Here is a 26,809-nt window from a genome sequence, read left to right as displayed (position 1 = left end):
TCTTCAGCGAAGCGCATCACTTCTTGTTGGTGGCTCTGTTCACGCTGAACTTCAGCTTCGGCAAGGCGATCTTCAGGCCGAAGATGCTGCGCTCCTTGGTTGCGAACTTCACCGCGATGGGCGCGTCGATGACGAACTGGACGGACCAGTTCGCGAACACGCCGTTGATCATGGTGTTGGCCACCGAGAGCTGCACCTTGGCCCCATAGACGTCCGTCGCGAAAATGAAAAGCCGGAAGCGCTTGTAGGTCATGCCGTGCCAGAGCTTGTAGAGCCAGCTCTGGCTTGCCGCGTTGCTCGTCTGCTTCGGCGTGTTGAAGATTGCAATCTTCGCGTTCAGCGTGTAGTTGGTGGTGTTGATGATGTAGTTGGTGGCGTTGTAGGTCATGGTCGGCGCCGACACGGTCTTCTGTCCCGTCACGGTGGTGATGTGCGGGCCGATCACGAGCTTGCCGTCGAAGGCGTTGATGATCTCAAGCCGCCCGCTGCCGGTGATGCGGATGTCGGCGCCCGTGACAAGGCGCACGGCCGTTCCGTTGACAACCAGCAGCACGTCGCCGTTGACGGTCTCGACGATGCCATCGTTGACCGTGCGCGTCTCGCCGCCCGTGATGGTCTCGACCGCACCGCCCGTGATCGTGCGCTTCTCCCCCTCGGTCACCGTCTCGGTCGCGCCGCCCGTCACCGTGCGCTCCTCGCCGCCGTCGATGGTCTCCACCGCCCCGCCCGTGATGTGCCGCTCCTCGCCCGACTCGTAGGTGGCCGACTCATGACCCTTGACGAGCGTGGTGCGCGTGCCCTCCGTGGTGTGCGTCTCGTCCGCCTCCACCTCGGTGTCCAGGTTGCGCTGCGCGTGCAGCAGGATCTGCTCGGCGCCCATCGCATCTTCGAACACGAAGGCGTTCGCGTTCGCGGGCGAGCCGCCCTTGCTCGAACGCGTGACGATGCCGCTCTTGGTTGCCTCGCCCGGCAAGCTGAACGGCGGCATCTGGTCGGCGTTGTACACGCGCCCCACGATCACCGGCCGGTCCACGCGCCCGCCGATGAAGTCCACGATCACTTCCTGGCCGATGCGCGGCGTGAACACGCCTCCGAAACGCTCGCCGGCCCAGATGTGCGACACCCGCACGAAGCGCGAGCTGTTCTCGTTGCGCTGGCCGTAGCGGTCCCAGTGGAACTGCACCTTCACGCGCCCGTACTCGTCGGTCCAGATCTCCTCGCCTTGCGGGCCCACCACCGTCGCCGTCTGCGGGCCGCTCATATGCGGCGGCGAAGACTGCCGCGGCGCGCGGTAAGGCTTGTCCACGGGCTGCACCATGAAGTCGAAATCGTAGCCACCCTGCTGCGAACCGGTTGCATAACCGCCTTCGCGAAGCGCGTATGACACGGAGACCACCAGGTACTCGCCGTTGTCGTCGCTGCGCGGCGCATTGCGCAGCGTGAACTTGCCCCCCGGTGCCATGCCGCGCACCGTCGAGCGGCCCGTGCAGCGTGCCGCCAGCGACTGTGCTTCCTCGAGGCGCACGCGAGCATAGTGCTCGCCATCTCCCGCTGCCGGATAGTCGCCGAGCCATTCGTACATCTCGTGGTCAGCGTTGTCATGGGACCCAGGCTGGCTGCGCACGTTGATGAGGTCACCCCTGGGCGTGGTGAAGTTGTAGTCGTCAACCACGTAGCGCCCGCTTCGCAGCTCCTCGGCAGGGTGCCACTCCCGGATCACTTCCATGTCTTCGGTGATGGCGCGGTCGGCCGCGAAGTGGTTGATGCTCTCGTAGTCCGGCAGCACGTCGTGCGCGCTCGCGTCGTCGGCCAGCACCAGCGTGTGCTTGCCCTTCTCGTGCCTGAAGTAGTAATAAATGCCTTCGAGTTCCATCAACCGGCTCACGAAGGCGAAGTCGCTCTCGTTGTACTGCGCACAATATTCCCAGCAACGGTACGTGCCGCAGAGCTTCTTCTCGAAGGCAAAGCCGTAGTCGCCGAACACCTCCTCCAGGATTTCCACCACCGACTTGTCCTGGAAGATCTTGCAGTCGCTCGAGCGCGTGAGATACCACAGCCATGGTCTAAGCGTTGCCCGGTACACAGTGTGGCGCGAGGTACCGCCTTCGCGGCCCACTGCCGAGAAGCGGACCACCTGGCCGTCCAGGTACCTCGGCTTCTCGCCGGCCGTGCGAATCTCCAGCGTCAGCGGCTTGCCCAGCACCGACTTCAGGTCGATCGAGGCATTCGGGCTCAGCAGGTCCACCTCGAATTCGTACAGCCGCGACAGGCCCTCCGTTCCGTTCATCGAACGGAACAGCAACTGCTCGCCCCCCAGGGGGGTGTGCGCGCGTACGACTCTGGTCATGGAATCCGTCTCCTTGTTTTCTTGCCCCGTGCCTCGGGAATCTCGTGGTTCGCCGCCCTCACGCCCTCACAAAGAACGCCCCGTAGGCCAGGCGCAGGGCGCCCTTGGACAGATGCTGCCCAACGATCTTCATGTCGGCGAAGGCGATCTTTTTCTGCCACACGTTCTCGTTGGAATTGACCACGGCCATGTTGACGAAGAGTCCATTGATCGAAGTGAAGGTGGCCAGAGAGAGCATCACCTTGATACCGTAGATGTCATAGGCCTGCGCCGTGAACTGGGACTTCTTGACCCATGAGGCGTGATAGTTGGTCATGCGCCAATGGAAGTGGTCGTCGGTCTTCACCGTGTGCTCCGGTGTGTTGTAGACGATCACGTTCGCATTCAGCGTGTAGTTGCTCGTGTTGAGCGTGTAGTTGGTCGCGTTGTGCACGATCGTGGGCGCACCCACGGTTTTCGGCCCAGTGACCCAGGTGATGTCGGGGCCGATGACGATCTTGGTGTCGACCGCGTTGACGATCTCGATGCGACCGCCGCCCACAATGCGGATGTCGGCGCCGCTCACGATGCGGATCGTGCTGCCGTTGACGGTCAGCAGCACACTGCCGTTGACGGTCTCGACGATGCCATCGTTGACCGTGCGCGTCTCGCCGCCCGTGATGGTCTCGACCGCACCGCCCGTGATCGTGCGCTTCTCCCCCTCGGTCACCGTCTCGGTCGCGCCGCCCGTCACCGTGCGCTCCTCGCCGCCGTCGATGGTCTCCACCGCCCCGCCCGTGATGTGCCGCTCCTCGCCCGACTCGTAGGTGGCCGACTCATGACCCTTGACGAGCGTGGTGCGCGTGCCCTCCGTGGTGTGCGTCTCGTCCGCCTCCACCTCGGTGTCCAGGTTGCGCTGCGCGTGCAGCAGGATCTGCTCGGCGCCCATCGCATCTTCGAACACGAAGGCGTTCGCGTTCGCGGGCGAGCCGCCCTTGCTCGAACGCGTGACGATGCCGCTCTTGGTTGCCTCGCCCGGCAAGCTGAACGGCGGCATCTGGTCGGCGTTGTACACGCGCCCCACGATCACCGGCCGGTCCACGCGCCCGCCGATGAAGTCCACGATCACTTCCTGGCCGATGCGCGGCGTGAACACGCCTCCGAAACGCTCGCCGGCCCAGATGTGCGACACCCGCACGAAGCGCGAGCTGTTCTCGTTGCGCTGGCCGTAGCGGTCCCAGTGGAACTGCACCTTCACGCGCCCGTACTCGTCGGTCCAGATCTCCTCGCCTTGCGGGCCCACCACCGTCGCCGTCTGCGGGCCGCCGGTGCGCGGCAGCGGAGTCCGGCGCTGCGCCCTGAACGGCAGCGAAGTGGGCTGCACCACGAAGTCGAAGTTGTATTCGCCCGGCGCGGCGCCGCTCGCGTAGCCGCCTTCGCGCAGTGCGTACGACACCGTCACCACGAGGTGCTCCTGATTGTCTTCTCCGCGCGGCGAATTGCGCATCTTGAACTTGTAGCCGGGCGCCATGCCGCGCACGGTGGCATGGCCGGCGCTGCGCTGCGCAAGGGCCTGCACCTCCTCGAGCCGAACGCGCGCATAGTGCTCCCCGTCGCCGGGCGCCGGATAGTCACCGAGCCATTCGTAGATCTCGTGGTCCGCGTGGTCGTGCTGCCTTGGTTGACTGCGCACGTTCGACAGGTCGCCCTTGGGTGTGGTGAAGTTGAAGTCGTTCACGGTGAAGCTGCCTGAGCGGATCTCCTCGCTGGGCTGCCATTCGCGTATGACCTCCAGGTCTTCGCTGATGTCGCGGTCGGCCGCGAAGTAGTCGATCGTCTCGTAGCCCGGCATCGGCTCGTGTGCGCCAAGGTCGTCGGCCAGCACCAGCGTGTGCCGGTTCTTGTCGTGCTTGAAGTAGTAGTAGATGCCTTCGAGCTCCATGAGCCGGCTCACGAAGGCGAAGTCGCTCTCGTTGTACTGCACGCAGTACTCCCACTGCCGGTAGCTCTCGCAGAGCTTGTTTTCGTAAGCAAAACCGTAGTCGGCGAATACTTCCTCGATCACTTCGACCACCGACTTGCCTTGGAAGATCTTGTTGTCGCTCGAGCGCGTGAGATACCACAGCCACGGCCGTACCGTGGCGCTGTAGACCGTATGGCGCGAGGTGCCGCCTTCGCGTCCCACCGAAGCGAAGCGCACCACCTGGCCGTTGAGGAAGCGCGGCGAAGCGGCCACCGCCGTCTGGATCTCGAGCGTAAGCGGCTTGCCGAGCATCGACTTGAGATCGATACCGGCATCGGGACTCAGCAATTCGACCTCGAACTCGAACAACTGCGACAGCCCCTCCGTGCCGCATATCGAGCGAAACTTCAGCTGGTCTTCACCCAGTGGCGTATGCGCCGTTACGACTCGCGCCATGAAAGTTGTCTCCTTTGCATTCCTTGCCTTTTTATGCTTGCGAGAATTCGTACCTGAAGTCGCCCTCCGCTGCAGACAGCCGCACGCCGGCGAGCTTGCGCGCGCTGACGGTGGCTCCGATGACTTCTTCGCTCAGCCGCGGAAGAATGGTGTGCGTGAGGATCGCGTCGATCATCCGGCCGCCCGACTCGATGGCCGTACAGCGGCGCGCCACGAGTTCGACGGCGCTGTCGTCGTAGGCCAGCGCAATGCCGTGGTTCGCATCGAGGCGAGCGGCAATGCGGTCGAGTTGGAGGCGGATGATGCGATGCAGCGCATCGGCCTGCAGCGGGTAGTAAGGCACGACGACCAGCCGTCCGAGCAGCGCCGGCGCAAACACCTTGAGCAGTGGTTCGCGCAGTGCGGCGGCCAGCGGCTCGGGGTCGGGGCGCAGGGTCGGTTCTTCGCACAGCTGCATGACCAGGTCGGTACCGACGTTGGAGGTCATGATGATCACGGTGTTGCGAAAGTCGATGTGCCGGCCTTCGCCGTCTTCCATCCAGCCCTTGTCGAATACCTGGAAGAAGATCTCATGCACGTCGGTGTGCGCCTTCTCGATCTCGTCGAGCAGCACCACGCTGTAGGGCCTGCGGCGCACCGCCTCCGTCAGCACGCCGCCTTCGCCGTAGCCAACGTAGCCCGGCGGCGCGCCTTTGAGCGTGGAGACGGTGTGCGACTCCTGGAACTCGCTCATGTTGATGGTGACGAGGTTCTGCTCGCCACCATAGAGCGCTTCGGACAGCGCGAGCGCGGTCTCGGTCTTGCCCACGCCCGAAGGGCCGCAGAGCAGGAACACGCCCACCGGCTTGTTCGGGTTGTCGAGCCGTGCACGCGCGGTGCGAATGCGCCGCGAGATCGTCTCCAGCGCATCGGGCTGAGCCACCACGCGGGCCGAGAGAATTTCGCCCAAGCGCAGCACCGACTGCGCATCGTCGCGCACCATGCGGCCGATGGGAATGCCAGTCCAGTCGGCCACCACGGTGGCAATGGCCTGCGCATCGACGGCGGCAAGGATGAGAGGCGATTCGCCCTGCAGCTGCGCGAGCTTGTCTTGCGCCTCGTTGAGTTCGGCGCGGATCGCTTCGGGTGTGCGCTCGCGTTCGGCAGGATCAATGTCGATGGCGGACGGGCTCTCGTCCGTCACCGCCTCGTCGGTCTGCACCGGCACGGCCGCAGGGGACAGCAGTTTGCGCAGCGCGACGATGCGCTCGACCAGCGCCGCCTCTTCCACGCGCCGCTGCTCCAGCAGATCGAGTTCGGCCTGCGCCGCAGCCACCTGGGCCGCAATGTCTTCCACTCGCTTGTGCTCGCCCACGCCGATGGCGGCCTCCCGCCCCGCGATGCCAGACTCGATGCCCAGCACCTCGATGCGGCGCTGCAAGTCTTCGATGGCGGCGGGCAGCGCATGCTGGCTCAAGGCCACGCGCGCGCAGGCCGTGTCCAGCAGGCTCACGGCCTTGTCGGGCAGTTGCCGCGCGGGAATGTAGCGATGCGACAGGCTCACGGCCGCCTCGAGCGCGGCATCGAGAATGAGCACGCCGTGGTGCTTTTCCAGCTCGGCCGAAATGCCGCGCAGCATAATCACGGCCTTGGGCTCGGTGGGTTCGTGCACCTGGATGGTCTGGAAGCGCCGTGTGAGCGCCGGGTCTTTCTCGATGTACTTCTTGTACTCCGACCACGTGGTGGCGCCGATGGTGCGCAGCCGCCCGCGCGCGAGCGCCGGCTTCAGCAGGTTGGCCGCATCGCCCGTGCCGGCGGTGCCGCCTGCACCGACCAGCGTGTGCACCTCGTCGACGAACAGCACGATGGGCTTGGGGCTCTTCTCGACTTCATCGATCACCTGGCGCAGGCGCTGCTCGAATTCGCCCTTCACGCCCGCGCCGGCCTGCAGCAGCGTGGGGTCGAGCACCCACAGCGATACGTCCTTGAGTGAGGGCGGCACGTCGCCCGCCGCCAGCCGCGAAGCCAGGCCTTCGACCACCGCCGTCTTGCCCACGCCGGCCTCGCCGGTGAGCAGCGGATTGTTCTGCCGCCGCCGCATCAGGATGTCGATGATCTGGCGAATCTCGTCGTCGCGGCCATAGACCGGATCGAGCTCGCCGGCGCGCGCCTTGGCCGTCAGGTCGCTCGCGTACTTGGCCAGCGCGGAGCCGCCCGTAGTGGCGCCTTCGCCCTGGTGTGCAACAGCGGGAGCGCCGCCTCCGCCACCGCTCGGCGCCGCATCGAAGTCGTCCTCGGGCGACCCCTCGGTCCAAGCAGGAAGCTGGGCAATGAGTACGTCGGGCACGATCTTGTCGAACTCGCGCGAGATGCCCGAGAGCACCTGCCGCAGCCCCGGCGTCTTGACGATGCCCGCGAGCAGGTAGGCGCCGCGGATCGAGGTGGCTTCGAAGCGAAGGCTTGCATAGACCCAGGCGCGTTCGACGGCGTTGTCGACGTGCTCGGAAATGTCGCTGATCGACGTGGCGCCGTGCGGCAGGCGGTCGAGCGCGCGCACCAGGTCCTGTTCCACTGCATCGATGTTGAGGCCCCCGCGCTTGACGATGCGCAGCAGGTCGCTGTCCTGCAATTGCAATATCTGGTGCAGCCAGTGCACCAGCTCCACATAGGCATTGCCGCGCAGCTTTGCAAAGGCGGTGGCGGTCTCCAATGCCTTGTAGAGCATCGGGTTCAGTTTCGAGAAAAGAGAGACGCGGCGAATATCGGTCATAAGGCCATGGAAGAAACTTCAGCCGCCACGGAAGCTGCCGATGCGGAACGGGAAAACAATGCTTCGGGCTGGAACACCAAGTCGCCGGCGTCGGTGTCCGAGAGGCGCGTGCCGAGCCAGCTGCCCCAGCCCAGGCGGTGGTCGCCGCCCAGTTGCATGCCGCGGGCTTCCTGCTTCTTCAGCACGAGCCGGAGCTCCCAGGCAAACTCGATGCCGACGTACTGGCGCACCCAGTCGACCACCTGCCGAAGCCGCTTGCTGCCCGGTAGAAAGTCGCGAAACTCGTGCTGCGAAAGCGGCCCCAGTTCGAGGCGGAACTTGCTCTGTGCATCGCGCACCGCCAGGCCGATGGTGGCGCCGCCGCCCAGCTGATGGTTGCGCCCGAAGAGGCCGATGCAGCTCACCTGCCGCTCGTCGAGCATCACCCAGTCGCTCACGAATTCCTCGACACGCACCGGCACGTCGAAGTACAGCTTGAGGATCTGGATCAGGCCTTCCGGGTTGCGCGTCTGGCGCACCAGGTGCCCGGCCATGAAGGTGCGCGCATGGTCCGCGATGCGGTCGCGCTCCTTGAGCCCCGGCTGCCCCATGTTCATGAGGCTCGCTACGTAATCGACGAAGCGGTGGCCGTCGGGCCGGTCGAGGCTGTTGACCGACTGCGCATCTGCCCAGGCGCGGTAGAACAGCAGGATGAGCCGATGGTGGAACAGGTCGGCGAATACGCTGAACGTGTCGTCGCCGTGATGCCGCTTGCGCTCACGCGCGTACTCGGTCAGGTGCAGCGGCAACGGCCCGTTGGGACCGAACAGGCCGAAGCCGTAGATGGAGATGCGCGGCGGTCCGTCGCCGTCGACGTCCACGCCGGAAACGTTCGATGGCGCAAACGCCATCGAGGGCTCCTGCCCGAGGCGCAGCGGCTCGTCGAGCGGACGCGGCGCACGGCCCAGCAAGGGGTGGCCGCCTTGCGCATCGAGCCGGCGCAGCAGCATGAAAAGGTCATGCTCGAAGGGCTGGTCGATCAAGCCCGCCCACAAGACCGGGTCGCCCTCGGGCACGCCGCGACGCATGCTGACCGTGATGGCCTCTGGCGAATCGGGCACCGCCGATGGCGCCAGTGAATCGTCGGTGACGTCCAGCGCACTCATACGGCGGGCCGACGACCGATGCGCGGCATCCAGCGCGCGATTTCTCCGCGCTGCAGGCTGGAGAGCGCGAACTCGGTGAACGCGTTGAGCGACACATGCCGGCTGAAGAATTGCTCCAGCACGGCGCCGAAAAGATAAGGGCTCGACCCCGAGAAGGCGACCTCGTCGATCTTCAGAGCGATCTCCACGCCGCGCCCGAAGACGATGGGTCCGGGTTCGGGCAGGCGGCGGAATACGGGCGCCAGCGCCATCGAGCGCACACCCTGAATCTGCCGGCGCACCGCTGGATCGGCCAGGTTGCCGTACAGGTCGAGCATCTCGCGCAGCGCGGCCGCACCCTGCGTCGCATCGACGTCGGTCAAGCTCAGGTAGTTGAGCCCCAGATGGCTGATGAGGCGCCAGGTGAGCGCGCCTTCCGCCAGCGCGGGGTACGGCCGCGACGGCCCGCGCAGGATGCGTACGCCGCGCACGGGCGCCGACACCCGCAAGGTGAAGTCGGACTCCAGCCCGGTGGGCAGCAAGAGCGGCAAGTCGCGGTTGGTGCACAGCGCATCGATGGTGATGTGCCGCAGGCTGTGCGGGAAAGGCGCGTCGTGCTGGTCGACGAGCGACACATACACCTCGCTGCCGGTGTAGCTGGTGCGGGTGCCCTGCGCACGCGCACGGTCAGACACCAGGCGCGGCTCTCGACGCAGCGAGAAGTACGAGCCGAAGTCGCCGTCGTCGGCCGCGAACGAGCCGAGGAAGGGCCTGAATTCGCGCTCTTCGGAGCCGCTGCTCATGTGGCCCGTGACACGCTCGACGGTGAAGATTTCGAAGTCGCGCGGACGCGTGCGGTCGATCACCGCGTGGTGCTCGTGCTGCCCGGGTCCGACCGGAATGCGGTCGCTGCGGCGCGGCACCAGATTGATGATGGGCGTGCAGAAGAGCGAGAAATGCCGCGCATCGACGAGCCGCTCCAGGTCGCCGTCGGCACGGTCGAGCAGGATCACGATTTCCATCGTGGTGCCGCTCATGGCGGCCGCAGCCGCGCGCAAATTCTTCACGCTGAAGAACAGGTATCGGTCCGGGAAGGCGAAGTACTCGTGCAGCAGCCGGTAGCCCTGGAACGAACGCGCGTCGTAGGGCAGCAGCGCTTGCTCGGGGTCGAAACCCTCGTGGCGAATGGCCTCGTCGCCGAGCGGCACGATGCGCGCGGTGCTGCCCGGCCCGCTGCGGCACACGGTGCCCACGCTGTGGTGCACCGCGAGTTCGAGCACGCGCAGCGCATGCAGCTCAGCGCCCGAAAGAAAGAACTCGAGCCGGTCGAGCGGCATCTCGGCAAAGCGCGCGCCGCCCACGGCTTCGAGCTTGATGGTGATCGCGCTCTTGGCCTGGCGCGCAACGGCCGGCATCGCATGCGCGATCTCGGCCGGCACGGGGCCGATGCCCGCCTGGGTGATCTTGATGGGCCACAGCGTGACCGCATGCCCGGTGCGAAACTCGCAGGCCGTCTGCTCGCCCTTGATCATGCGGCCGCGCAGGATGGTGTGGCGCGGCAATTCATAGCCGGCCTTCAGCGAACCTTCATTGAGGTTGCCATCGATCTGCACCACGCCCATGGCGGGCAGCGGCGCAAGAAAGTTCGGGTACACCACTTCGAGCAGCCGCTGCGAGAAGCGCGGAAACTCCGCATCCATCTTGAGCTGGATGCGCGCCGTGAGAAAGCTGAAGCCTTCCAGCAGGCGCTCCACGTACGGGTCGCTGACCTCGATGCCGCGCATGCCCAGCCGACCCGCGATCTTCGGGTAGCGCTGCGCGAACTCGGCACCGAGCTCGTGCATGTAGGTGAGCTCGCGGTTGTAGTAGTCCAGCAGCCTGGCGTCCATCAAAGCCCTCCCGTGGGGCGCAGGACCATGTGGCCACTCTCGAGATCGAGTTCTGAGCGCAGGATGAATTCGATGGGGTAAGGCACCGACCACAGCGTGCCCCGGATCTCGAGCGCGAGCAGGTTGTGGTGCTCCAGGTCGGTAGCGTCGGTGACGCAGCGCACGTCGATGCTGTCCTTCATGATGCGCGGCTCGAAGTCGATGATCGCCGTGCGGATGGCCGCCTCCACATCCGCGAAGTCGACCTCCGACATGCGCCCGCCGGCCCAGCCGCGCACGCCGTAGTTGACGACCGAGCGCCGCGCGCGCGGCATGGCATTGATGGTGTGGCCGGCGCCGAAGTTGGTGGTGTTGAGCAGCCACTGCAGATCGCGCAGCACCGAATCGCGCAGCAGCTTGCCGCTCATCAAGAACGCACCCGCGCGCTCCTGGCGGCTTTGCGGCTGCTTGTCGGTCAGGCGGTCGAGCAGAACCGGCTGCAGGCGGTCGCGTGCAACGCTCTCTTGCTGGTCGCCGTCGAGCTCCGTGGCCGGGCGGCTGGCGGGCAATACGGAACTCACTGCGCGGCACTCTCGGCGGGAGCGAACTCGACGAGCCGGATGTCGAGCAGCGAGTGGTCGCCAGCTTCGCTGATGAATGTGCGCTGGCCCACGCCGGCGTACTGCTCTTCGCCGGCGAGCGGTTGCCATTCGGTACGGCGGCCCAGCATGGTTTCATCGTCGAGCGCATCGAGCGCGCCCGGGTAGCGGACCGGCACCAGGCCGTTGAGTCCGCGGCCGTCCTGCAGCACGATCTCGGCCGGCGCCCAGAGCAGGTCGACCAGATGCTGCGGGCGGGAAAACTTCAGGCGCCGCACCGCCGGCAACGGCAGCCAGGCGTAGCCCGAAGGCGTGAGGAGTTCGAGCACGGCGCCAATGCGCACGTCGCCGTCGCACAGCCAGGCCAACTCGATGCTTTCCACCGGTTCGCCATCGATGGCCTGTGCGGTACGTGCATCGGACCGGTCGACGCAGCTCAAGGCGCCCCGCAATCCGGGCGCTGCCAGCCGCGCGGCTTCGCGCAGGTCAGCCGCTTCGGTGGCGTGCTCGAACGGCAGCGCCGCGGCGGCAATCAGTTGCGCCACCCAATCGGCCTCGCCCGCGATGACGGCCGGCGCACGGCCGCCGTTCCAGAATTCGGTTCGGTGTCGCTCGGCTGCCAATGCCATTGCACAGGTGGCGCTGGCAGGAGCGAAAGAAGGATCGATCTTTGCGGCCAGCTTGAGCTGGTCTTCAGCCCGCTGCCACTCGCCCCTGAGCGCAAGAAAGTGGCAGAGGGCGAGCCGCAGGCTGGCGTTCTGGGGACTGGCGCGAATCTGCCGCTGTACCCATTCGGTGTGCTCCGCCACGGAGCGCTCGCCCAGCACTGCAAACCCATCGCCCATGTAGCTTCCTCATTGACTCGCGCACGGCCCGTGGGCCGTCGGTGAATATCTGTGGGAGGCCGGCCCGCGGCACGCCGCAGAAAAAGCGGCGCGCGCGGCTCCGGCCGGGACTCGCGGGAATCAGGATTCCCGGTTTTCCTTGATGTTCCAGGCCAGCACGGTCTCGGCGCCCTTGCCGCCCTTGTCCGTCTGCTCCCAGTACTGCTGCTTGACCTTGGCGGCCTGGAAGGCGAACTGCACCAGCACCGCATCGCCGCCCTGCTCGGCCGTGTACTGCACCGAGGTGACCAGCACTTCTTCCAGCGTGACGCGGGTGTATTCGATCTGCGAGCCCCCCGCCTTGCACACCGACACCTCGACCTTGCTCAGGTGCTTGCCGCTGGCGCAGTTCTTCATGACGGACGGGGCCGCCTTGTCGATGCGCGCAATGACCTGCAGGTCATTGAAGCTCGCCTTGCCCACACCGCCGCCACCGCCGCTGACCATGTTTCCAGGCTGCGTCGCTCCCCATGCAAACGACTTGATATCCGTCCAGTCCTTGTGGTTCGAGTCCTTGGATTCGCCGTTTGCGCCCTCGACGCGCATGAACATGTCTACTGCCATGATTAACCCCCAAAGTTATATTTGCCCGCTTGCGGGACACCGTTGAACTAGCTGCTGTCCTTCTTGTTGGATGGCAGCTTCGAAACCAGCCGCAACGACACAGTCAGCCCTTCGAGCTGATAGTGCGGCCGGAGAAAAAACTTGGCGGCGTAGTAGCCCGGGTTGTCCTCGATGGCTTCCACCTGGACTTCTGCCGCCGCCAGCGGCTTCATTGCCTTCGTGTCCTGCGACGACGTGCCGGGGCTGCCGTCCACGTAGTTCATGATCCAGTCGTTGAGCCAGCGCTCCATGTCCTCGCGCTCGCGGAACGATCCGATCTTGTCGCGCACGATGCACTTCAGGTAGTGCGCGAAGCGGCAGCATGCAAACAGGTACGGCAGGCGCGCCGCAAGGTTGGCGTTTGCCGTGGCATCGGCGTCGTAGTACTCGGCCGGCTGCTGCAGCGACTGCGCGCCGATGAAGGCCGCAAAGTCGGAGTTCTTGCGGTGCACCAGCGGCATGAAGCCGTTCTTGGCGAGCTCAGCCTCGCGCCGGTCGCTGATGGCGATCTCGGTCGGGCACTTCATGTCCACGCCGCCGTCGTCGGTCGGGAAGGTATGGGTCGGAAGGTTCTCGACCGCACCGCCCGATTCCACGCCACGAATGGAGGTGCACCAGCCGTACTGCTTGAACGAGCGGTTGATGTTCACGCCCATGGCGTAGGCCGAGTTGGCCCAGGTGTAGCGGTTGTGCAGGGCCGAGTCGGTTTCTTCCTCGAACTCGAACTCATCGACTGGATTGGTGCGCGCGCCGTAAGGGAGGCGTGCCAGGAAGCGCGGCATGGCCAGGCCGATGTAGCGCGCGTCTTCCGACTCACGCAGCGAGCGCCATGCGGTGTGCTCGGTGTTCTGGAAAATCTTGGTGAGGTCGCGCGGGTTCGAGAGCTCCTGCCACGAATCCATCTGCATCACGGTGGGCGATGCGCCGGCAATGAAGGGGCAGTGCGCGGCCGCGGCGATCTTCGCCATTTCGCCGAGCATCTCGACATCGGGCGGGCTGTGGTCGAAGTGGAAGTCGCCGATCAGCGCACCGAAGGGCTCACCGCCGAACTGGCCGTATTCGTGTTCGTAGATTTTCTTGAACAGCGGGCTCTGGTCCCAGCCGATGCCCTTGTGGCGCTTGAGCGAGCGCGCCACTTCGCGCTTCGACGCGCACATCACGCGGATCTTGAGCTGTTCGTCGGTCTCGGTGTTGTTGACCAGGTAGTGCAGGCCGCGCCATGCGCCTTCGAGCTGCTGGAAGTCCTCGTGGTGAAGAATCTGGTTGATCTGCTCGGAGAGCTTGCGGTCGATCTCGGTGATGATCGCCTGCACGGTGCGGTAGGCATCGTTCGAGATGGTGACGGTGCTTTCGAGCGCCTGCACCGCCAAGGTCTTGACGGCGCTTTGCACCGCCTCGCGGGCCTGGTCGGTCTTGGGCTTGAACTCTCGCTGCAGCAGGTCGGAGAACTCGTTGGGCTCGAGCGCCTCGATGGTGGCGGTCTGCGCGCGCGCTGCTGTCTGTTTGGATGCGGTGCTCATGGTGGAAGTCCTGTCGGCTTGGTCGACTTGCTCGGCTTATTCGGAAGGGATGGTGCCGGCGCCGCCGGACTTTTCGTTCGCCGCTTCCACCGCCTTGGCCACGGCCGGGTTGGGTGCGGACGCGAGCGACTTGAGCAGCTCCGGGTTCTGCAGCGCTTGGGCAATCAGCTGCTCCGCGCCGTTCTTGCCGTCCATGTAGGACAGCAGGTTGGAAAGCTCGGTGCGGGCTTCGAGCAGGTGCTGAAGCGCGCCCACCTGGCGTGCAATGCGCGCGGGCGAGAAGTCGTCCATGCTGTCGAAGGTGATGTCGACGTTCATCTGGCCCTCGCCCGTGAGCGTGTTGGGTACCTGGAAGGCCACGCGCGGCTTGATCGACTTCATGCGGTCGTCGAAGTTGTCGATGTCCACCGCCATGAAATCGCGATCGGCGAGATCGGGCATCGGGTCGACCTGCTTGCCCGCGAGATCGGCGATCACGCCCATCACGAAGGGCAGCTGGATCTTGCGTTCGCTGCCGTAGATCTCTACGTCGTACTCGATCTGCACGCGCGGTGCGCGGTTGCGCGCAATGAACTTCTGACCACTGTTCCTGACACGGTTGTCTGCCATAAGCTTCCTCTTGAATCTCTGATGCGTGTGGGTCGGACCTGCCCTGACTGTCTGTCCTTGTGTTCTCGCGCCGGCGCCTGCCTTCGCTCTATTCGGCCGTGCCGCTGCTCAGCGAACGTCCCGCCAGGCTTTCAATCTTCTGCAAGCCCTCGGGTACGAGTTCTTCGATGATCTGGAAGAAGTTGAGGTCCAGCAGTCTTTGCGCTCTACGGATGAGCATTGGTGCCGGGTGGCTGGGCTCGGTGCGCTCCATGTATTGGCACGCCTTCTCCAGCAACACCTGCACATCATCACGAGTCGATATTTCAATATCTTTAATGCTTGCTAAACCGTGGCCCGACGCACCGTTCAAAGGGCTCGCGATGCCTTGTCCCGACGCGGCCGCCTTGGCCGGCTCATTTCCGCTTGCGGCCTTCAGTTCCTCGGCCGGAGCGGGCTGCGCCTGCTCCGGCAGCAGCTGGACCACGGTGCGAAGCGAACGCTCGAGCCGCGAAAAGTCGGGCGTCCAGCTTTGTCCCAGTGCGCGCTCCGAGGTCTCGCGAATTCGCTGCAGCAGACCCAGCGCTGCATGCAATGCCATCACCGGCGCCGCCGCTTTTTCTTGCGCGCGGCGCGCCACTTCCCGCAGCCGGCCGATGCCGCCCGGGTAATCGATCTGGTCGGCCTTGCTCGAATCGAGCACGGCCTCGACCTGCCGCAGGCTCATCGACGCGCCGGCATCCTCGAGCAGGCGTGCATCGCGCACGCTGCGCCCGAGTCCCTCGGCTTCTGCCAATGCGGCCAGCGCATTCATGCGCGGCAGCGGGTCTTCGAAATCACCATCGACCACGCGCGGATGCACGTCGTCCCAATACTTCTGCAAGATGCCGTCCACCACGCGCAACCCATCGACATAGCCGGGCAGGCCGCGGCTCTCGGTCCATGCCAGCGTCAGCGGAACCAGCACGCGCACGTCGAGCGTGCGTTTGCACAGCTGCGTTGCGATGCGCTCTACACGGGCCCAGTCGGGCGGCTCCGCCGGGATGATGGTGGAGCCGAACTGCTGCTCCCGCTTTCCTGTCGCAGCCTGTTGCAGCGCCATGAAGTCGGGGTCGTATTCGAGGTCTTCGCCGCACGGGAGCGGGCCTTCAACAGGCGACTGCAATAGTTCTAACTCGCTCGGCGACAACCCCATCTCCCTATTTATTAACAACCACCAACAATGGTTATCTTGAGGGGAACGGGAAGCGCGGTCAACAGCAACACATTGCTACGTACCGCCTATGAATCACAAAGGAGTACAACTCCTTTTAAAGCGTAGAAAGATTGTTTACAGCAATCCGCGACTGGCTAGATTGCGCATCAGCGCACTGAGGCCAAAAGTCCACCTTGGCGCCTGGTCCGAATGAACGACGCGGTTCACCAGCGCGCCGAGTTCCGGTGCGGCGATGCGCACGCGGTCGCCCACGACGTGGGTGAATCCTTGCCCGGGACCGTGACGGTCTTGTGTCGGCGCGAACATCGTGCCGAGAAACAGCATGAAGCCGTCTGGATAGTCATGGTGCGCGCCGATGGCTTGCGAGACCAGGTCGAGCGGATCGCGGCTGATTTTCGAAAGCGAACTCGAGCCTTCGAGCGTGAAGCCTTCGGGGCCCGTCACTTCGAGTGCCACCGTGATGCGGCGCACGTCGTCGATGCCGAAGTGCGCGTCGAACAAGCGGATGAACGGACCGATGGCGCACGAGGCGTTGTTGTCCTTCGCCTTGCCGAGCAGCAACGCGCTGCGGCCTTCGAAGTCGCGCAGGTTGACGTCGTTGCCCAGCGCGGCGCCAAGCGTCTCGCCGCGGCTGTTGACCGCGAGCACCACCTCGGGCTCGGGGTTGTTCCACACCGATCCGGCATGGATGCCCACGTCGGCGCCGGTGCCCACGGCCGAGAGCACCGGCGACTTGGTGAAGATCTCGGCGTCGGGGCCAATGCCGACTTCGAGGTACTGCGACCATGCGCCCTGCGAGATCAAGACCTCCTTGACCTTCGCGGCTTCGGCCGAGCCGGGCACGATGCCCGCGAGGTTGTCGCCGAGCACGCCGCTGAGCGCCGCGCGCGTGGCCTCTGCACGCGATGCATCGCCGCGCGCCTGCTCTTCGATCACTCGTTCGAGAAGGCTCTCGACAAAGGTCACGCCGCTGGCCTTGATGGCCTGCAGGTCGCAGGGCGCGAGCAGCCAGGGCTTGGCTTCGTCGCGCGCGGTTGAATCGCTGTTGGCGATGGTCTCGTCGAGCGAGGCGATGCGCGTGGCTTGGCCGGCATTGATCAACCGCCGCACCGCATCAGATGGCGGCTCCTTCGCTTCGAGCAGGTCGCTCATCGTGGGTGCGAGCCGTGACAGGTCGTGCAGCCCGCCTTCATGGACGGCCACGAGCACCGGCCCGACGCCGGGCTGCCATAGGCGGCCGACCAGCGTGGCACGCGCGGCGTCTTGCGGGAGGCTCGAGGAGGTGTCGAGGTTCAGCGGCATGGGGTCGTCTCTCTTGGGTATGTAGGGAGAGGTGATCGTAGCGTCAGTGTTTCACCCGCGCGCCACGTCGACCACTGCCTTTGCAAACGCCTCGGGCGCTTCCTGCGGCAGGTTGTGGCCGATGCCGCCGCTGACCAGCCGATGCTCATAGCGCCCGGAAAACTTGTTCGCATAGGCGCTCGGTTGCGGGTGCGGCGCGCCGTTGGCATCGCCTTCGAGCGTAATGGTCGGCACGGCGATGACCGGAGCCTTGGCCAAGCGCTCCTCCAGGGCCTGGTACTTCGCTTCGCCATCGGCCAGGCCAAGGCGCCAGCGATAGTTGTGCACGGTGATCGCCACGTGATCGGGGTTTTCGAACGCCACGGCGCTGCGCTCGAACGTGGCCGCATCGAAGTTCCACTTGGGCGATGCGATCTGCCAGATGAGCTTGGCAAAGTCGTGGCGGTTCTTCTCGTACCCCACGCGACCGCGCTCGGTGGCGAAGTAGTACTGGTACCACCACTGCAACTCGGCTTCGGGCGGCAGCGGGTTCTTGCCGGCCGCCTGGCTGCCGATGAGATAGCCGCTGACCGACACCAGCGCCTTCACGCGCTCCGGCCACAGCGCGGCCATGATGCAGGCCGTGCGCGCGCCCCAGTCGCAGCCGGCCACCGTGGCGGTCTTGATTTTCAAGGCATCCATCAACGCGATGATGTCGACGGCAACCGCCGACTGTTGCCCGTTGCGCGGCGTGTCCGCCGAGAGGAAGCGCGTGGTGCCATAGCCGCGCAGATAGGGAACGATCACGCGAAAGCCGGCGGCGGCAAGCTGCGGTGCGACGTCGACGAACATGTGGATGTCGTACGGCCAGCCGTGCAGCAGGATCACTGGCGCTCCATTCGCGGGTCCGGCTTCGTAGTAGCCGATGTCGAGCGCGCCAGCCTCGATGCTCTTGAGCGGCTCGAGCCGCCTCGCGCTGCCTGCGCCCGCAGATTGGGCGAAGGCAGGCATCGTCATCGAAGTCAGCTGGGCGGCGACCATGCCGAGCGCTGCCTTGGTGAGGAAGGAGCGGCGGGGCAACTGGGGCGAAGCGGTCATTGGAGATTCCTTTCGGGGCGTGTGATGGCGTTCTGGGAGAGCGTTGTCAGCCGGACCGCATGCGCCTTTCCGAACCGACGGCGCGATTGTTCGGCGCGCGGGCCGCCTGCCGCTCGGCTTGCGTATGCCTCTGTATCTGGGCCGCCTGCGCCAACAATAAATTTCAATTGCAGGCGTGCGTTCGCCTGGGCGCAACGCGCCAGTCGTTTGCAAATGCAGAGTCGCAGGCCGAGCGGGTCGGCCGCGGCAGACTCAGTGGCCCGGCGCCGCCCGCACGCGTGCCACCTGCGCCTGCAGGTCGGACCACGCCGGCTCCTGCGGTGCAAAGCGCGCGCGCATGTAGCCCGCGAGCTCGGCAATCTGCCGGTCGTCGAGCGCATCGCGGAAGGCCGGCATGAAGCCGATTTCGCGGTTCGCGGGCTCGCGCACGCCATCGAGAATGGTGCGCAGCAGGTTGTCGGGCCTTGCGCTCGTGAGGTTGCTGTTGAGCGCGAGTGGCGTGTTCACGCCGAGCAGCGTGGGTCCGTCGCCATCGTGATGGCATGACGCGCAGGCGCTGTCGAACATGCGTTGCGCAGGGCCGAGCAGCTTGCCCTGCGTGCGCGCAGCGGTGTCGACGACCTGCTGCGCCGCGGCTTGCGGCACGGCCACAGGCGCGGGATTGAATGACGCGAGGTAGGTGGCCATGGCGCGCACGTCGGCATCGGGTACCTGCGCCAGCTCGCGCACCACCTCAGCCATGGGCCCGCCTGCGATGCCATGGCGCTGGGCGTGGCCTTGGCGCAGGTAGCGGTAGAGCTCGTCAGCATCCCATGGCACGGCCGACTTCGAAAGGCCGGTGAGCGCCGGCGCCTCCCAGCCCTCGACCATCGCACCCGACAGGAACGCGCTGCCGCCCTGCTCCGCGCCGAGCGCGTTGCGCGGCGTATGGCACGCGCCGCAGTGGCCCAGGCCGTTGACGAGGTAGGCGCCGCGGTTCCATTCGGCGCTTTGCGTGGCCACCGGCTGCAGCGGCGCCGGATCGTGGAAGAGCGCGTTCCATCCGGCCATCAGCGGCCGCATGCTGAACGGAAACTTCAGTTCGGCCTTCGGTGTCTCGGCGCGCACCGCGGGCATGGACATGAAGTACGCGTAGAGCGCCTGCAGATCGTCATCGCTGGTCTTGGCGAATGCCGTGTACGGAAAGGCCGGATACAGGTGATGGCCGTCGCGAGAGACGCCTTCGCGCATCGCCCGCTGGAAGGCGCTGAACGACCAGCGGCCCAGGCCCGTCTCTGCATCCGGCGTGAGGTTGGTGGTGTAGAGCGTGCCGAAGGGTGTCTCCATCGCGCGGCCGCCGGCGTTGGGCGCGCCGCCGGATGCGGTGTGACACACGGCGCAGTCGCCGAGCGCGGCCAGCATGCGGCCGCGTTCGATGGTGGCTTGGCTGTAGACCGGCGCGGTGAGCAAAACAGGGGCGATGGCGGATCGCCAGCCGAGCAGACCGGCGATGAGGCCAATGCCGCCGATGAAGAGGGCGGCGCCGGTGGCCCAGAGGCCTTTGCTGGTGGGCCATGGCGCATCGGTCTTGCTCCTTCCCCTTCCGGGGGAAGGTTGGGATGGGGGCACGGCAGCGCCACCATTCAAGCGCCGCTCGCCCCCACCCCCGCCCTCCCCCAAAGGGGGAGGGAGAAACTCCCGGTTCAGCTCCGCCAGCACCTTCTCCGGCGTGAACGGCGGCTCACGAAACCGCACCCCCGTCGCATCGAAGATCGCATTCGCAATTGCCGCCGTTCCCGGCACCGACGACGACTCGCCCGCACCGAGCGAAGGCTCGCCCGGCCGCGGCATGTGCATGATCTCGACCACCGGCACGTCGCGGAAGTTGATGATCGGGTAACTGCCCCACTCGCGGCTCTCGACCACGCCCGAGGGCAGCACGCCAGGCAGCTGTGCACCAGCCGCTGCAGCGCCCTGCTGCGGCACAAACTGCACCTCTTCCATCAGCGCGCGGCTGGTGGTCTGAATCACGTTGCCGTGCACCTGGTGCTCGACGCCCGCGGGGTTGATCACGAGCCCCGCGTCGTGCCCTACCACCACGCGGCGCACGTGCACCTCGCCGGTCTTGCGGTTGACCTCGACGTCGGCCACCCATGCAGCCCATGCGGCGCCGAAGCCGGGCCACTTGCTGTGGATGTAGCGCGCGTATGCAAAGCCCTGGCCGAAGAGAACGTCGCCGCCCTCGCCCAGCCCGCCGTCGGCGTTCTCCTCTGGACCCGTGCGCATGCGCCAGCCGGCTTTTTGCGCGGTGGCCTGCACGAGCTCGACGGCGCGCGGATCGTTCAAATGGCGCAGGCGGAACTGCACCGGATCGACGCCCGCCGCAGTGGCAAGCTCGTCGATGTACGACTCGTGCGCGAACGAACTCGGCAGCGCCGACACGCCACGCAGCCACGAGGCGCGCACGATCGGCGCCATGTCGTTGACCTTCACGCGCAGGTTGTCGACGCTGTAGGGCGGGCGCGCCGTTCGGTCGCCCATCTCGAAGGCCTGCGCCACCGGTTCGATGGTGCGCGTGAGCAGCAGCGCGAGTGTCGGTGCGCCGTTCGACGGATACGACGTTTCGAAGTCGTAGGCTGCGATGCGGCCGTCGGCCATCAAGCCGCCATCCACTTCCATGAGCTGCGCGGCGCCCTTGGGCTCCCAGGCATGTTCTTGCTCGCGCGTGAGCTGCACGCGTACCGGCGCGCGCACGGCGCGCGCAAGCAGTGCGGCATCGGCTGCCACGTCGTCGGCGCCGTTGCGGCCGTAGCAGCCCGCGGCTTCCATGCGGACGACGTCGACCTGCACGTCGTCCAGGCCCATGAGCTTTGCAAGATCGGCGCGCAGCACGTGAGGATTCTGCGAGCCGGCCCAGCAGCGCAAGACAATGCCCCCACGCTCCTCCACTGCGCGTGGGTCGCTGCCCCCCGAAGGGGGCGCGTTCCGCCTTGGGAGCGGCCCGGCGGCGGAACCGACGCCCCCGCCATCCTGCGGTTGCCATTCGGCCAGCGCGCACGAAGGTCCGATGGAGGCATGCATCTGATAGGGCCACACGTAGGTGCGATGCATCGGCCGCGCTGCCGCGGCCAGCGCGCCGTCGACATCGCCTTCATCGACCAGCAGGCGCTGCGTCGACGGGTTGTCGCGCAGGGCCTGCGCCAGGTTGGAAAGGTCCGGCATGCCGGGCCAGCTTTTCCATACAACGCGCAGTTCACGCAGCGCCTGATCGGCGTGCTCTTCGCGCTCGGCCACGATGCCGACGAAGTCGCGGATCACCACCACCGCGCGGATGCCGGGGATGTGCGCAATCGACGATTCGTCCACCGACTCGAGCGTGTTGCCGATGAACTCGCCGTGGTCCGCACCGGCATACGGGGGGCGCACCACGCGACCATGCAGCATGCCGGGCACGCGCATGTCGTGCACGAAAACGCTCTCGCCCGCGAGCTTGGCCGGAATGTCCACGCGCGGCTGGCGGGTGCCGACGATGCGGTAGTCGGCCGGTGCCTTGGGCTCTGCGGCCGGGTCGAGGCGCAGCACTGTGCGCTGGCCCGCGACAAGGTCGGCGTAATTGATGCGGCGATCGGGCTCCTCTGCGACGCGCACGACGCCGTTGCGCACCTGCAGCGCTTCCACTGCGACTCCAAGCCGCTCGGCCGCCCTCGCGAGCAGCCATGCACGCGCCTGCGCGGCCGCGAGGCGCAGCGGCTGCGAATGGATCTGGATCGAGGCGCTGGCGATGGTCGCGCCCTGGTTGGGCGCGCGCGCGGTATCGCCGAGCATCATGCGCACGCAGGGCATGCCGAGGTCGAGCTCTTCGACCACGATCTGAGCGAGCGCGGTCTGGATGCCAGTGCCCAGGTCGACGTGGCCGTTGAGCGCTGATGCGCTTCCGTCATCCCAAACTGCAAGCAGGATTTCGTCGCCTTCGATGGGGTTGCCGGCGATGGCTGTGGGCTGGCCTTTGGCGGGTGGTGGTGCGGGCGGGGTCTCGCGCACCACCAGCAGCACGCCGTTGGCCGAGAGAAACTCCGCGCGTGTCTGCGGAAGATCGGCGCGCCGCGTCATCGTCTCTGCCCCTGGTCTTGCTCCCTCTCCCTCTGGGAGAGGGTTGGGGTGAGGGCTGGCGGCGATGGCAAAGGCCGTGCTTGTGCGAAGGCCGATGCCCTCACCCTAGCCCTCTCCCAGAGGGAGAGGGGACAAGACAGGCACGCGCTCATGGACGCATCACCTCTCGCATGCCTACCGCAGCACGCTGCACCGCGTCCAGAATTTCAATATGCGTTCCGCAGCGGCACAGGTTGCCCGACAGCTCGCTGCGGATGCGCGCCTCGCTCGCATGCGGATCGCGCGCGAGCAGCGCCGCGGCCTGCATCACCATGCCATTGAGGCAATAGCCGCATTGCGCGGCCTGCGCGTCTTCGAAGGCGGCCTGCACCGGATGCCAGCGCCCGCGCGTGCCGAGACCTTCCAGGGTGGTGATGGCGCGGCCCGCCACACCATGCGCAGGAATCACGCAGGCACGCGCCGCCACGCCGTCGACGTGCACAGTGCAAGCGCCGCACTGACCCAGGCCGCAACCGTACTTGGGCCCGTTCAGCCCGAGGTCGTTGCGCACGAGGTGCAGCAGCGTGGCCTCGCGCGGCACGCCCGGGATCGAACAAGCCTGTCCGTTGACCTCGAGGTGCAGCGGCTCAACGCCGCAACTGGCCGTCACGGGTGTACATCTCCAGGTCCACGAAGGTCGAGCCGTTGTGGTTCTTCGCGCTGTAGTCGATCGGGAAATCGCCGAAGCGCGTGCTGCCGATGCTTTCGAGCCCCGCGATGAAGCTGTCGCGCGTGAGCGTCTTGCCCGCGCGGCGCAGGCCTTCGACCATCACGCGCGAGGCGATGTAGCCTTCGAGTGCCGTGTAGCCGTCGATCTTCTCGCCGAACTCGGCGCGGTCGCGCTGATAGTCGGCCACGATGGGCACGCGCAATGCTTCCGGCGGCGGCACGATGCTGGCCGTGACCAGGCCCGCGAGCTTGCCTTCGAGACGCTTGGCGGAACCCGTCGCGTCGGTGATGCCGACCGACAGCGTGTAGAGCGGCGCCGCCCCGCCGTTCGCACGGTAGTCACGCATGAAGACCTCGACCATGCGCCCCGCCATGATCATCACGACCGCACCAGGCTTGGCCTCGGCCAGCCCGGCGACGACCTGCTTGGCGTCTTCGGCGGTAATGGCCAGCGGCAACGCCTTTACGACCTGCACCTTGTATTCGGCGGCGAGCTTCTCGCAGGTGGCGAGGTTCGACTTGCCGAAGGCGCTGTCCTGGTAGACCACGGCAATGGACGAGAGGCTGATGGTCGAGAGATGGCTGATGATCTTGCGCAGCTCGAGGTCGTAGCCGGCACGTACGTGAAACAGCAGGCGATTGACCTTGGCGCGAAACGAGCTGGTGCCCACCAGCGGTGCGAACATGGGAACGCCCGCCTTCTCGGCCAGCGGCATCGCGGCCGCGAGGTTGCCTGTAGCAACGAAGCCCGCGAGCGCGAAGACCTTGTCCTCGTCGATCAGCTTGGCCGTGTTGAGGGCCGTCTTCGCGGGGTCGTAGGCATCGTCGTAGGAGACGAGTTCGATCTTGCGGCCGTTGATGCCACCGGATTTGTTGGTCCGGTCGAAATAGAGCTTGATGCCCGCGCGGTAGTCGACGCCGAAGTCCTTGGCCGGACCGCTGAACACGGCCGACTGGCCGATGCGGATGAGGTTGTCGGTGACGCCGTTATCCGCGCGTGCCGAACGTAGAAGACCAGGGCCCATTGCCAGGGCTGCGCCGCCCGCCACCAGGGCGCGCCTTGAAATCGAAATCGTCATGCGTCGTCAAGCTCTTTGCTGTCGTTGTTGTTGCGAGGGTGGTGATTGTGGTGGCAGAGAAGCCGCTCAGGCCGCCTGGATGTCCGAGGACTGGATGCGCTTGACGCCCTTGGCCGTCATCTGCTTCCATGCCGCGGCGAGCGATCCGTTCAGGTCGATGGCGCGCGTGGCGTCCTCGATCACGTAGACCTCGAAGCCGGCCTTGCGCGCATCGAGCGCGGTCCATGCCACGCAGAAGTCGGTGGCCAGCCCGGCCACGTAAACCGTCTTGATACCGCGCTGCTTGAGGTAGCCGCCGAGGCCGGTGGCGGTCTTGCGGTCGGCTTCCTCGAAGGCGGAGTAACTGTCCACGCCCTTGTGGAAGCCCTTGCGGACGATGACTTGTGCCGTGGGCAGCTTCAGATCCTTGTGCAGAGCCGCGTCGTCGGTGCCCTGCACGCAGTGGTCGGGCCAGAGCACCTGGTTGCCATACGAGAGCTTGATGCTGCTGAACGGCTTCTGCCCTGGGTGCGCGCTCGCGAACGACGCGTGGCCTTGCGTGTGCCAGTCTTGCGTGACCACGATGTTCTCGAACGACTCGGCCAGCTTGTTGATCACCGGCACCACCTCGGCGCCGCCCTTGACGGGCAGCGTGCCGCCGTCGACGAAGCAGTTCTGCACGTCGATCACGATCAGCGCGGACTTGTCATTCGGCTTGAGCTTCGAGGCCGCGAACAGCGTTCCGGTTGCACCGAGCAAGCTCAATGCGGCCGTGGACTTCAGAAGGGATCTGCGGTGCGAGTCATGCATGGTGTGTGCTCCGGTGGTTGATGAAAAACAAAAGCGAAAGCGTCCGCGCGCTAGACGCTCAGGTAGGCGCGGCGCACCTCTTCGTTGGCCGCGAGCTCTGCCATGGTGGCGTGGTAGCGGATCTGGCCCTTCTCGAGCACATAGGCGCGATCGGACACCAGCTCGGCGAAATGCATGTTCTGTTCCGACAGCAGGATGCTCACACCCTGCGCCTTGAGCTCCAGGATCATGTTGGCCATCTGCTCGACGATGACCGGCGCCACGCCTTCCGAAGGCTCGTCGAGCAGCACCAGGTAGGGGTTGCCCATGAGCGTGCGCGCCACGGTGAGCATCTGTTGCTCGCCCCCGCTCATGCGGCCGCCCGGGCGGTTGGGCATTTCACCCAGGTTGGGAAAGAGCTTGAACAGCCGCTCGGGCGTCCACAGCGGCGCCTCGCTGCCGTCTGCCCAGCGGCGCGGCGGCTGCTTGCCGACTTCGAGGTTTTCCATCACCGTGAGGTCGGTGAACACGCGGCGGTCTTCGGGCACGAAGCCAAGGCCGAGCTTGGCCGCATGATGAGGTTCGCTCTTCGAGATGTCGTGGCCGAGGAAGCTGACGTTGCCCTTGCGCTTGGAGAGCATGCCGATCAGCGTCTTGAGCGTGGTCGACTTGCCCGCGCCATTGCGGCCCATGAGCGCAACGACCTCGCCGCGGCGCACTTCCAGATCGACGTCGTACAAGATTTGTGCGGCGCCGTACCAGGCGCAGAGCGAGTTCGCTTGCAGCAGGGTTTCGTGCGTGCTCATACCGTCGCTCCCACGGCCGCATTCACTGCGGCGGCTTTCTCTGCAATTTTTTCGAATGTCTTGCCACTGCCGAAGTACACCTCCTGCACCTTCGGATGGTCGCGAATTTCGAGCGGCTTGCCCTGCGCAATGAGACGGCCGCGGGCCAGCACGATCATGCGGTCGGCGTACGCGAACACCACGTCCATGCTGTGCTCGGTGAACAGCACCGCGAGGCCGCGCTGGACCACCAGTTCCTTGGTGAGTGCCATCAGCGAATTGCGCTCCTTCGGCGCCATGCCGGCGGTGGGCTCGTCCATCAGCAGCAGCTTGGGCGCATTGGCCATCGCGATCGCAAGCTCCACGCGCTTGACGTCGCCATAGGCCAGTTCGCTGCACGGCCGGTCGGCCTGCGCCTTCATGCCGACCTGGTCGAGCAGTGCCAGCGCCTCGTCGCGCTTGTGGTCCGCCGCGCGGCGCCACATCGAGAACAGCTTGCCGTCATGCGAAAGCGTCGCCATCTGCACGTTCTCGGCGACGGTGAGCGATGCAAAGGTTTCGGCGATCTGAAAGGTGCGGCCCACACCCTTGCGCCAGATTTCGCGGGGCTTCTGACCCACGAGCTCGTGGCCGTCGAAAACGATCGAGCCCTGGTCGGCCTTGAGCTGGCCGTTCACCATGTTGAAGGTGGTGGACTTGCCTGCGCCGTTGGGGCCGATGAGGGCGAGCAGCTCGCCTGCTTTGAGCTCGAAGCTGATGCCGTCTACGGCTTTGACGCCGCCGAAAGACTTGCCTAAGTTATCTACTTTGAGGAGGGTCATTTGCTTTACTCCCTCTCCCCCTGGGAGAGGGTTGGGGTGAGGGCTGGCGGCTTTTCCATCGCTGCTGATGGTTTGCTTCCCGAGGCCGGGTGTCGCCCCGGCGGGCGACTCACTTTCTTTTGCTTCGCCAAAAGAAAGTAAGCAAAGAAAAGGCGACCCCACTGTCTGCGACCCCTGCGCTTCGCTACGGGGCAACCTGCGGTGCTCGGGTTTCGCGGGGTCTCGCAGAACTCGCTTCGCTCAAACAGCTGCGAGCCCTGATCCGCGAAACCCTGCGCTCCTCG

At 65.9% G+C, this 26,809-nt stretch carries 19 protein-coding genes; all 19 read right to left on the bottom strand.

Features of this window, described 5'->3' with window-relative positions; all coding sequences use genetic code 11:
- Window positions 1–16 precede the first annotated feature (16 nt).
- The 19 genes from J2X92_RS09940 to J2X92_RS09850 all read right to left on the bottom strand — a co-directional run bounded on the left by J2X92_RS09940 (window position 17) and on the right by J2X92_RS09850 (window position 26,525).
- Window positions 17–2,347 (bottom strand): type VI secretion system Vgr family protein, encoded by a 2,331-nt coding sequence (locus tag J2X92_RS09940; protein ID WP_307575332.1) that lies wholly within the window; start codon window positions 2,345–2,347, stop codon window positions 17–19.
- A gap of 58 nt (window positions 2,348–2,405) precedes the next feature.
- The gene (locus J2X92_RS09935; RefSeq protein WP_307575331.1) at window positions 2,406–4,745 is read right to left on the bottom strand and encodes a type VI secretion system Vgr family protein; all 2,340 of its coding nucleotides are present in this window, start codon (window positions 4,743–4,745) and stop codon (window positions 2,406–2,408) included.
- 31 nt (window positions 4,746–4,776) lie between these two features.
- Window positions 4,777–7,494 (bottom strand): type VI secretion system ATPase TssH, encoded by a 2,718-nt coding sequence (gene tssH, locus J2X92_RS09930; RefSeq protein WP_307575328.1) that lies wholly within the window; start codon window positions 7,492–7,494, stop codon window positions 4,777–4,779.
- Window positions 7,491–8,639, bottom strand: a complete 1,149-nt coding sequence (gene tssG / locus J2X92_RS09925) for a type VI secretion system baseplate subunit TssG (protein WP_307575326.1) — start codon at window positions 8,637–8,639, stop codon at window positions 7,491–7,493. Before tssG ends, tssH begins: the two co-directional genes overlap by 4 nt.
- On the bottom strand, window positions 8,636–10,507 hold the full coding sequence (gene tssF / locus J2X92_RS09920) for a type VI secretion system baseplate subunit TssF (RefSeq protein ID WP_307575325.1): 1,872 nt from the start codon (window positions 10,505–10,507) through the stop codon (window positions 8,636–8,638). Before tssF ends, tssG begins: the two co-directional genes overlap by 4 nt.
- The gene (gene tssE / locus J2X92_RS09915) at window positions 10,507–11,067 is read right to left on the bottom strand and encodes a type VI secretion system baseplate subunit TssE (RefSeq protein WP_307575324.1); all 561 of its coding nucleotides are present in this window, start codon (window positions 11,065–11,067) and stop codon (window positions 10,507–10,509) included. Before tssE ends, tssF begins: the two co-directional genes overlap by 1 nt.
- Window positions 11,064–11,930, bottom strand: coding sequence for a type VI secretion system accessory protein TagJ (locus tag J2X92_RS09910; RefSeq protein ID WP_307575322.1), 867 nt, complete (start codon window positions 11,928–11,930; stop codon window positions 11,064–11,066). The genes tssE and J2X92_RS09910 overlap by 4 nt, the downstream gene beginning before the upstream one ends.
- A gap of 120 nt (window positions 11,931–12,050) precedes the next feature.
- Window positions 12,051–12,533, bottom strand: coding sequence for an Hcp family type VI secretion system effector (locus J2X92_RS09905; protein WP_307575321.1), 483 nt, complete (start codon window positions 12,531–12,533; stop codon window positions 12,051–12,053).
- 47 nt (window positions 12,534–12,580) lie between these two features.
- Window positions 12,581–14,092 carry a type VI secretion system contractile sheath large subunit gene (gene tssC / locus J2X92_RS09900; protein WP_055806808.1) on the bottom strand — a complete coding sequence of 504 codons (1,512 nt, stop codon included), beginning with the start codon at window positions 14,090–14,092 and terminating at the stop codon, window positions 12,581–12,583.
- Window positions 14,093–14,128: 36 nt separating this feature from the next.
- Window positions 14,129–14,701, bottom strand: coding sequence for a type VI secretion system contractile sheath small subunit (gene tssB, locus J2X92_RS09895; RefSeq protein ID WP_055806810.1), 573 nt, complete (start codon window positions 14,699–14,701; stop codon window positions 14,129–14,131).
- 88 nt (window positions 14,702–14,789) lie between these two features.
- Window positions 14,790–15,875, bottom strand: a complete 1,086-nt coding sequence (gene tssA, locus J2X92_RS09890) for a type VI secretion system protein TssA (RefSeq protein WP_307575317.1) — start codon at window positions 15,873–15,875, stop codon at window positions 14,790–14,792.
- A 135-nt stretch (window positions 15,876–16,010) separates the two neighbouring features.
- Complete coding sequence (locus J2X92_RS09885; protein ID WP_307575315.1) at window positions 16,011–17,198, bottom strand: fumarylacetoacetate hydrolase family protein; 1,188 nt, start codon at window positions 17,196–17,198, stop codon at window positions 16,011–16,013.
- A 51-nt stretch (window positions 17,199–17,249) separates the two neighbouring features.
- Complete coding sequence (locus J2X92_RS09880; RefSeq protein WP_307575314.1) at window positions 17,250–18,275, bottom strand: alpha/beta fold hydrolase; 1,026 nt, start codon at window positions 18,273–18,275, stop codon at window positions 17,250–17,252.
- A 252-nt stretch (window positions 18,276–18,527) separates the two neighbouring features.
- The gene (locus tag J2X92_RS09875; RefSeq protein ID WP_307575312.1) at window positions 18,528–22,364 is read right to left on the bottom strand and encodes a molybdopterin cofactor-binding domain-containing protein; all 3,837 of its coding nucleotides are present in this window, start codon (window positions 22,362–22,364) and stop codon (window positions 18,528–18,530) included.
- A gap of 148 nt (window positions 22,365–22,512) precedes the next feature.
- Window positions 22,513–23,013: a (2Fe-2S)-binding protein gene (locus tag J2X92_RS09870; RefSeq protein WP_307575310.1), complete on the bottom strand. Its 501-nt coding sequence runs from the start codon at window positions 23,011–23,013 to the stop codon at window positions 22,513–22,515.
- Window positions 22,991–24,151, bottom strand: a complete 1,161-nt coding sequence (locus J2X92_RS09865; protein WP_307575308.1) for an ABC transporter substrate-binding protein — start codon at window positions 24,149–24,151, stop codon at window positions 22,991–22,993. The genes J2X92_RS09870 and J2X92_RS09865 overlap by 23 nt, the downstream gene beginning before the upstream one ends.
- Before the next feature lie 66 nt (window positions 24,152–24,217).
- Window positions 24,218–24,940, bottom strand: coding sequence for a bifunctional nicotinamidase/pyrazinamidase (pncA, locus tag J2X92_RS09860; RefSeq protein ID WP_307575306.1), 723 nt, complete (start codon window positions 24,938–24,940; stop codon window positions 24,218–24,220).
- A 50-nt stretch (window positions 24,941–24,990) separates the two neighbouring features.
- A complete protein-coding gene (locus J2X92_RS09855) occupies window positions 24,991–25,725 on the bottom strand; it encodes an ABC transporter ATP-binding protein (protein WP_307575305.1) in 735 nt (244 codons plus the stop codon).
- Window positions 25,722–26,525 (bottom strand): ABC transporter ATP-binding protein, encoded by an 804-nt coding sequence (locus tag J2X92_RS09850; RefSeq protein WP_307575303.1) that lies wholly within the window; start codon window positions 26,523–26,525, stop codon window positions 25,722–25,724. The genes J2X92_RS09855 and J2X92_RS09850 overlap by 4 nt, the downstream gene beginning before the upstream one ends.
- Window positions 26,526–26,809: the final 284 nt, after the last annotated feature.

The sequence above is a fragment of the Variovorax paradoxus genome (assembly GCF_030811855.1).
Classification (GTDB): domain Bacteria; phylum Pseudomonadota; class Gammaproteobacteria; order Burkholderiales; family Burkholderiaceae_C; genus Variovorax; species Variovorax paradoxus_L.
The sequence above is the reverse complement of the archived record's forward strand: the minus strand, read 5'-3'. Positions and strand labels throughout refer to the sequence as shown.

Coding starts and splice junctions, on each gene's coding strand:
- tssG (WP_307575326.1), bottom strand. CDS start 8,639: ATGAGTGCGCTGGACGTCACCGACGATTCACTGGCGCCATCGGCGGTG.
- J2X92_RS09855 (WP_307575305.1), bottom strand. CDS start 25,725: ATGAGCACGCACGAAACCCTGCTGCAAGCGAACTCGCTCTGCGCCTGG.
- tssB (WP_055806810.1), bottom strand. CDS start 14,701: ATGGCAGACAACCGTGTCAGGAACAGTGGTCAGAAGTTCATTGCGCGC.
- tssF (WP_307575325.1), bottom strand. CDS start 10,507: ATGGACGCCAGGCTGCTGGACTACTACAACCGCGAGCTCACCTACATG.
- tssH (WP_307575328.1), bottom strand. CDS start 7,494: ATGACCGATATTCGCCGCGTCTCTCTTTTCTCGAAACTGAACCCGATG.
- tssA (WP_307575317.1), bottom strand. CDS start 15,875: ATGGGGTTGTCGCCGAGCGAGTTAGAACTATTGCAGTCGCCTGTTGAA.
- J2X92_RS09880 (WP_307575314.1), bottom strand. CDS start 18,275: ATGACCGCTTCGCCCCAGTTGCCCCGCCGCTCCTTCCTCACCAAGGCA.
- pncA (WP_307575306.1), bottom strand. CDS start 24,940: ATGCATGACTCGCACCGCAGATCCCTTCTGAAGTCCACGGCCGCATTG.
- J2X92_RS09875 (WP_307575312.1), bottom strand. CDS start 22,364: ATGACGCGGCGCGCCGATCTTCCGCAGACACGCGCGGAGTTTCTCTCG.
- J2X92_RS09850 (WP_307575303.1), bottom strand. CDS start 26,525: ATGACCCTCCTCAAAGTAGATAACTTAGGCAAGTCTTTCGGCGGCGTC.
- J2X92_RS09885 (WP_307575315.1), bottom strand. CDS start 17,198: ATGCCGCTGAACCTCGACACCTCCTCGAGCCTCCCGCAAGACGCCGCG.
- tssC (WP_055806808.1), bottom strand. CDS start 14,092: ATGAGCACCGCATCCAAACAGACAGCAGCGCGCGCGCAGACCGCCACC.
- J2X92_RS09910 (WP_307575322.1), bottom strand. CDS start 11,930: ATGGGCGATGGGTTTGCAGTGCTGGGCGAGCGCTCCGTGGCGGAGCAC.
- J2X92_RS09940 (WP_307575332.1), bottom strand. CDS start 2,347: ATGACCAGAGTCGTACGCGCGCACACCCCCCTGGGGGGCGAGCAGTTG.
- J2X92_RS09865 (WP_307575308.1), bottom strand. CDS start 24,151: ATGACGATTTCGATTTCAAGGCGCGCCCTGGTGGCGGGCGGCGCAGCC.
- J2X92_RS09935 (WP_307575331.1), bottom strand. CDS start 4,745: ATGGCGCGAGTCGTAACGGCGCATACGCCACTGGGTGAAGACCAGCTG.
- J2X92_RS09905 (WP_307575321.1), bottom strand. CDS start 12,533: ATGGCAGTAGACATGTTCATGCGCGTCGAGGGCGCAAACGGCGAATCC.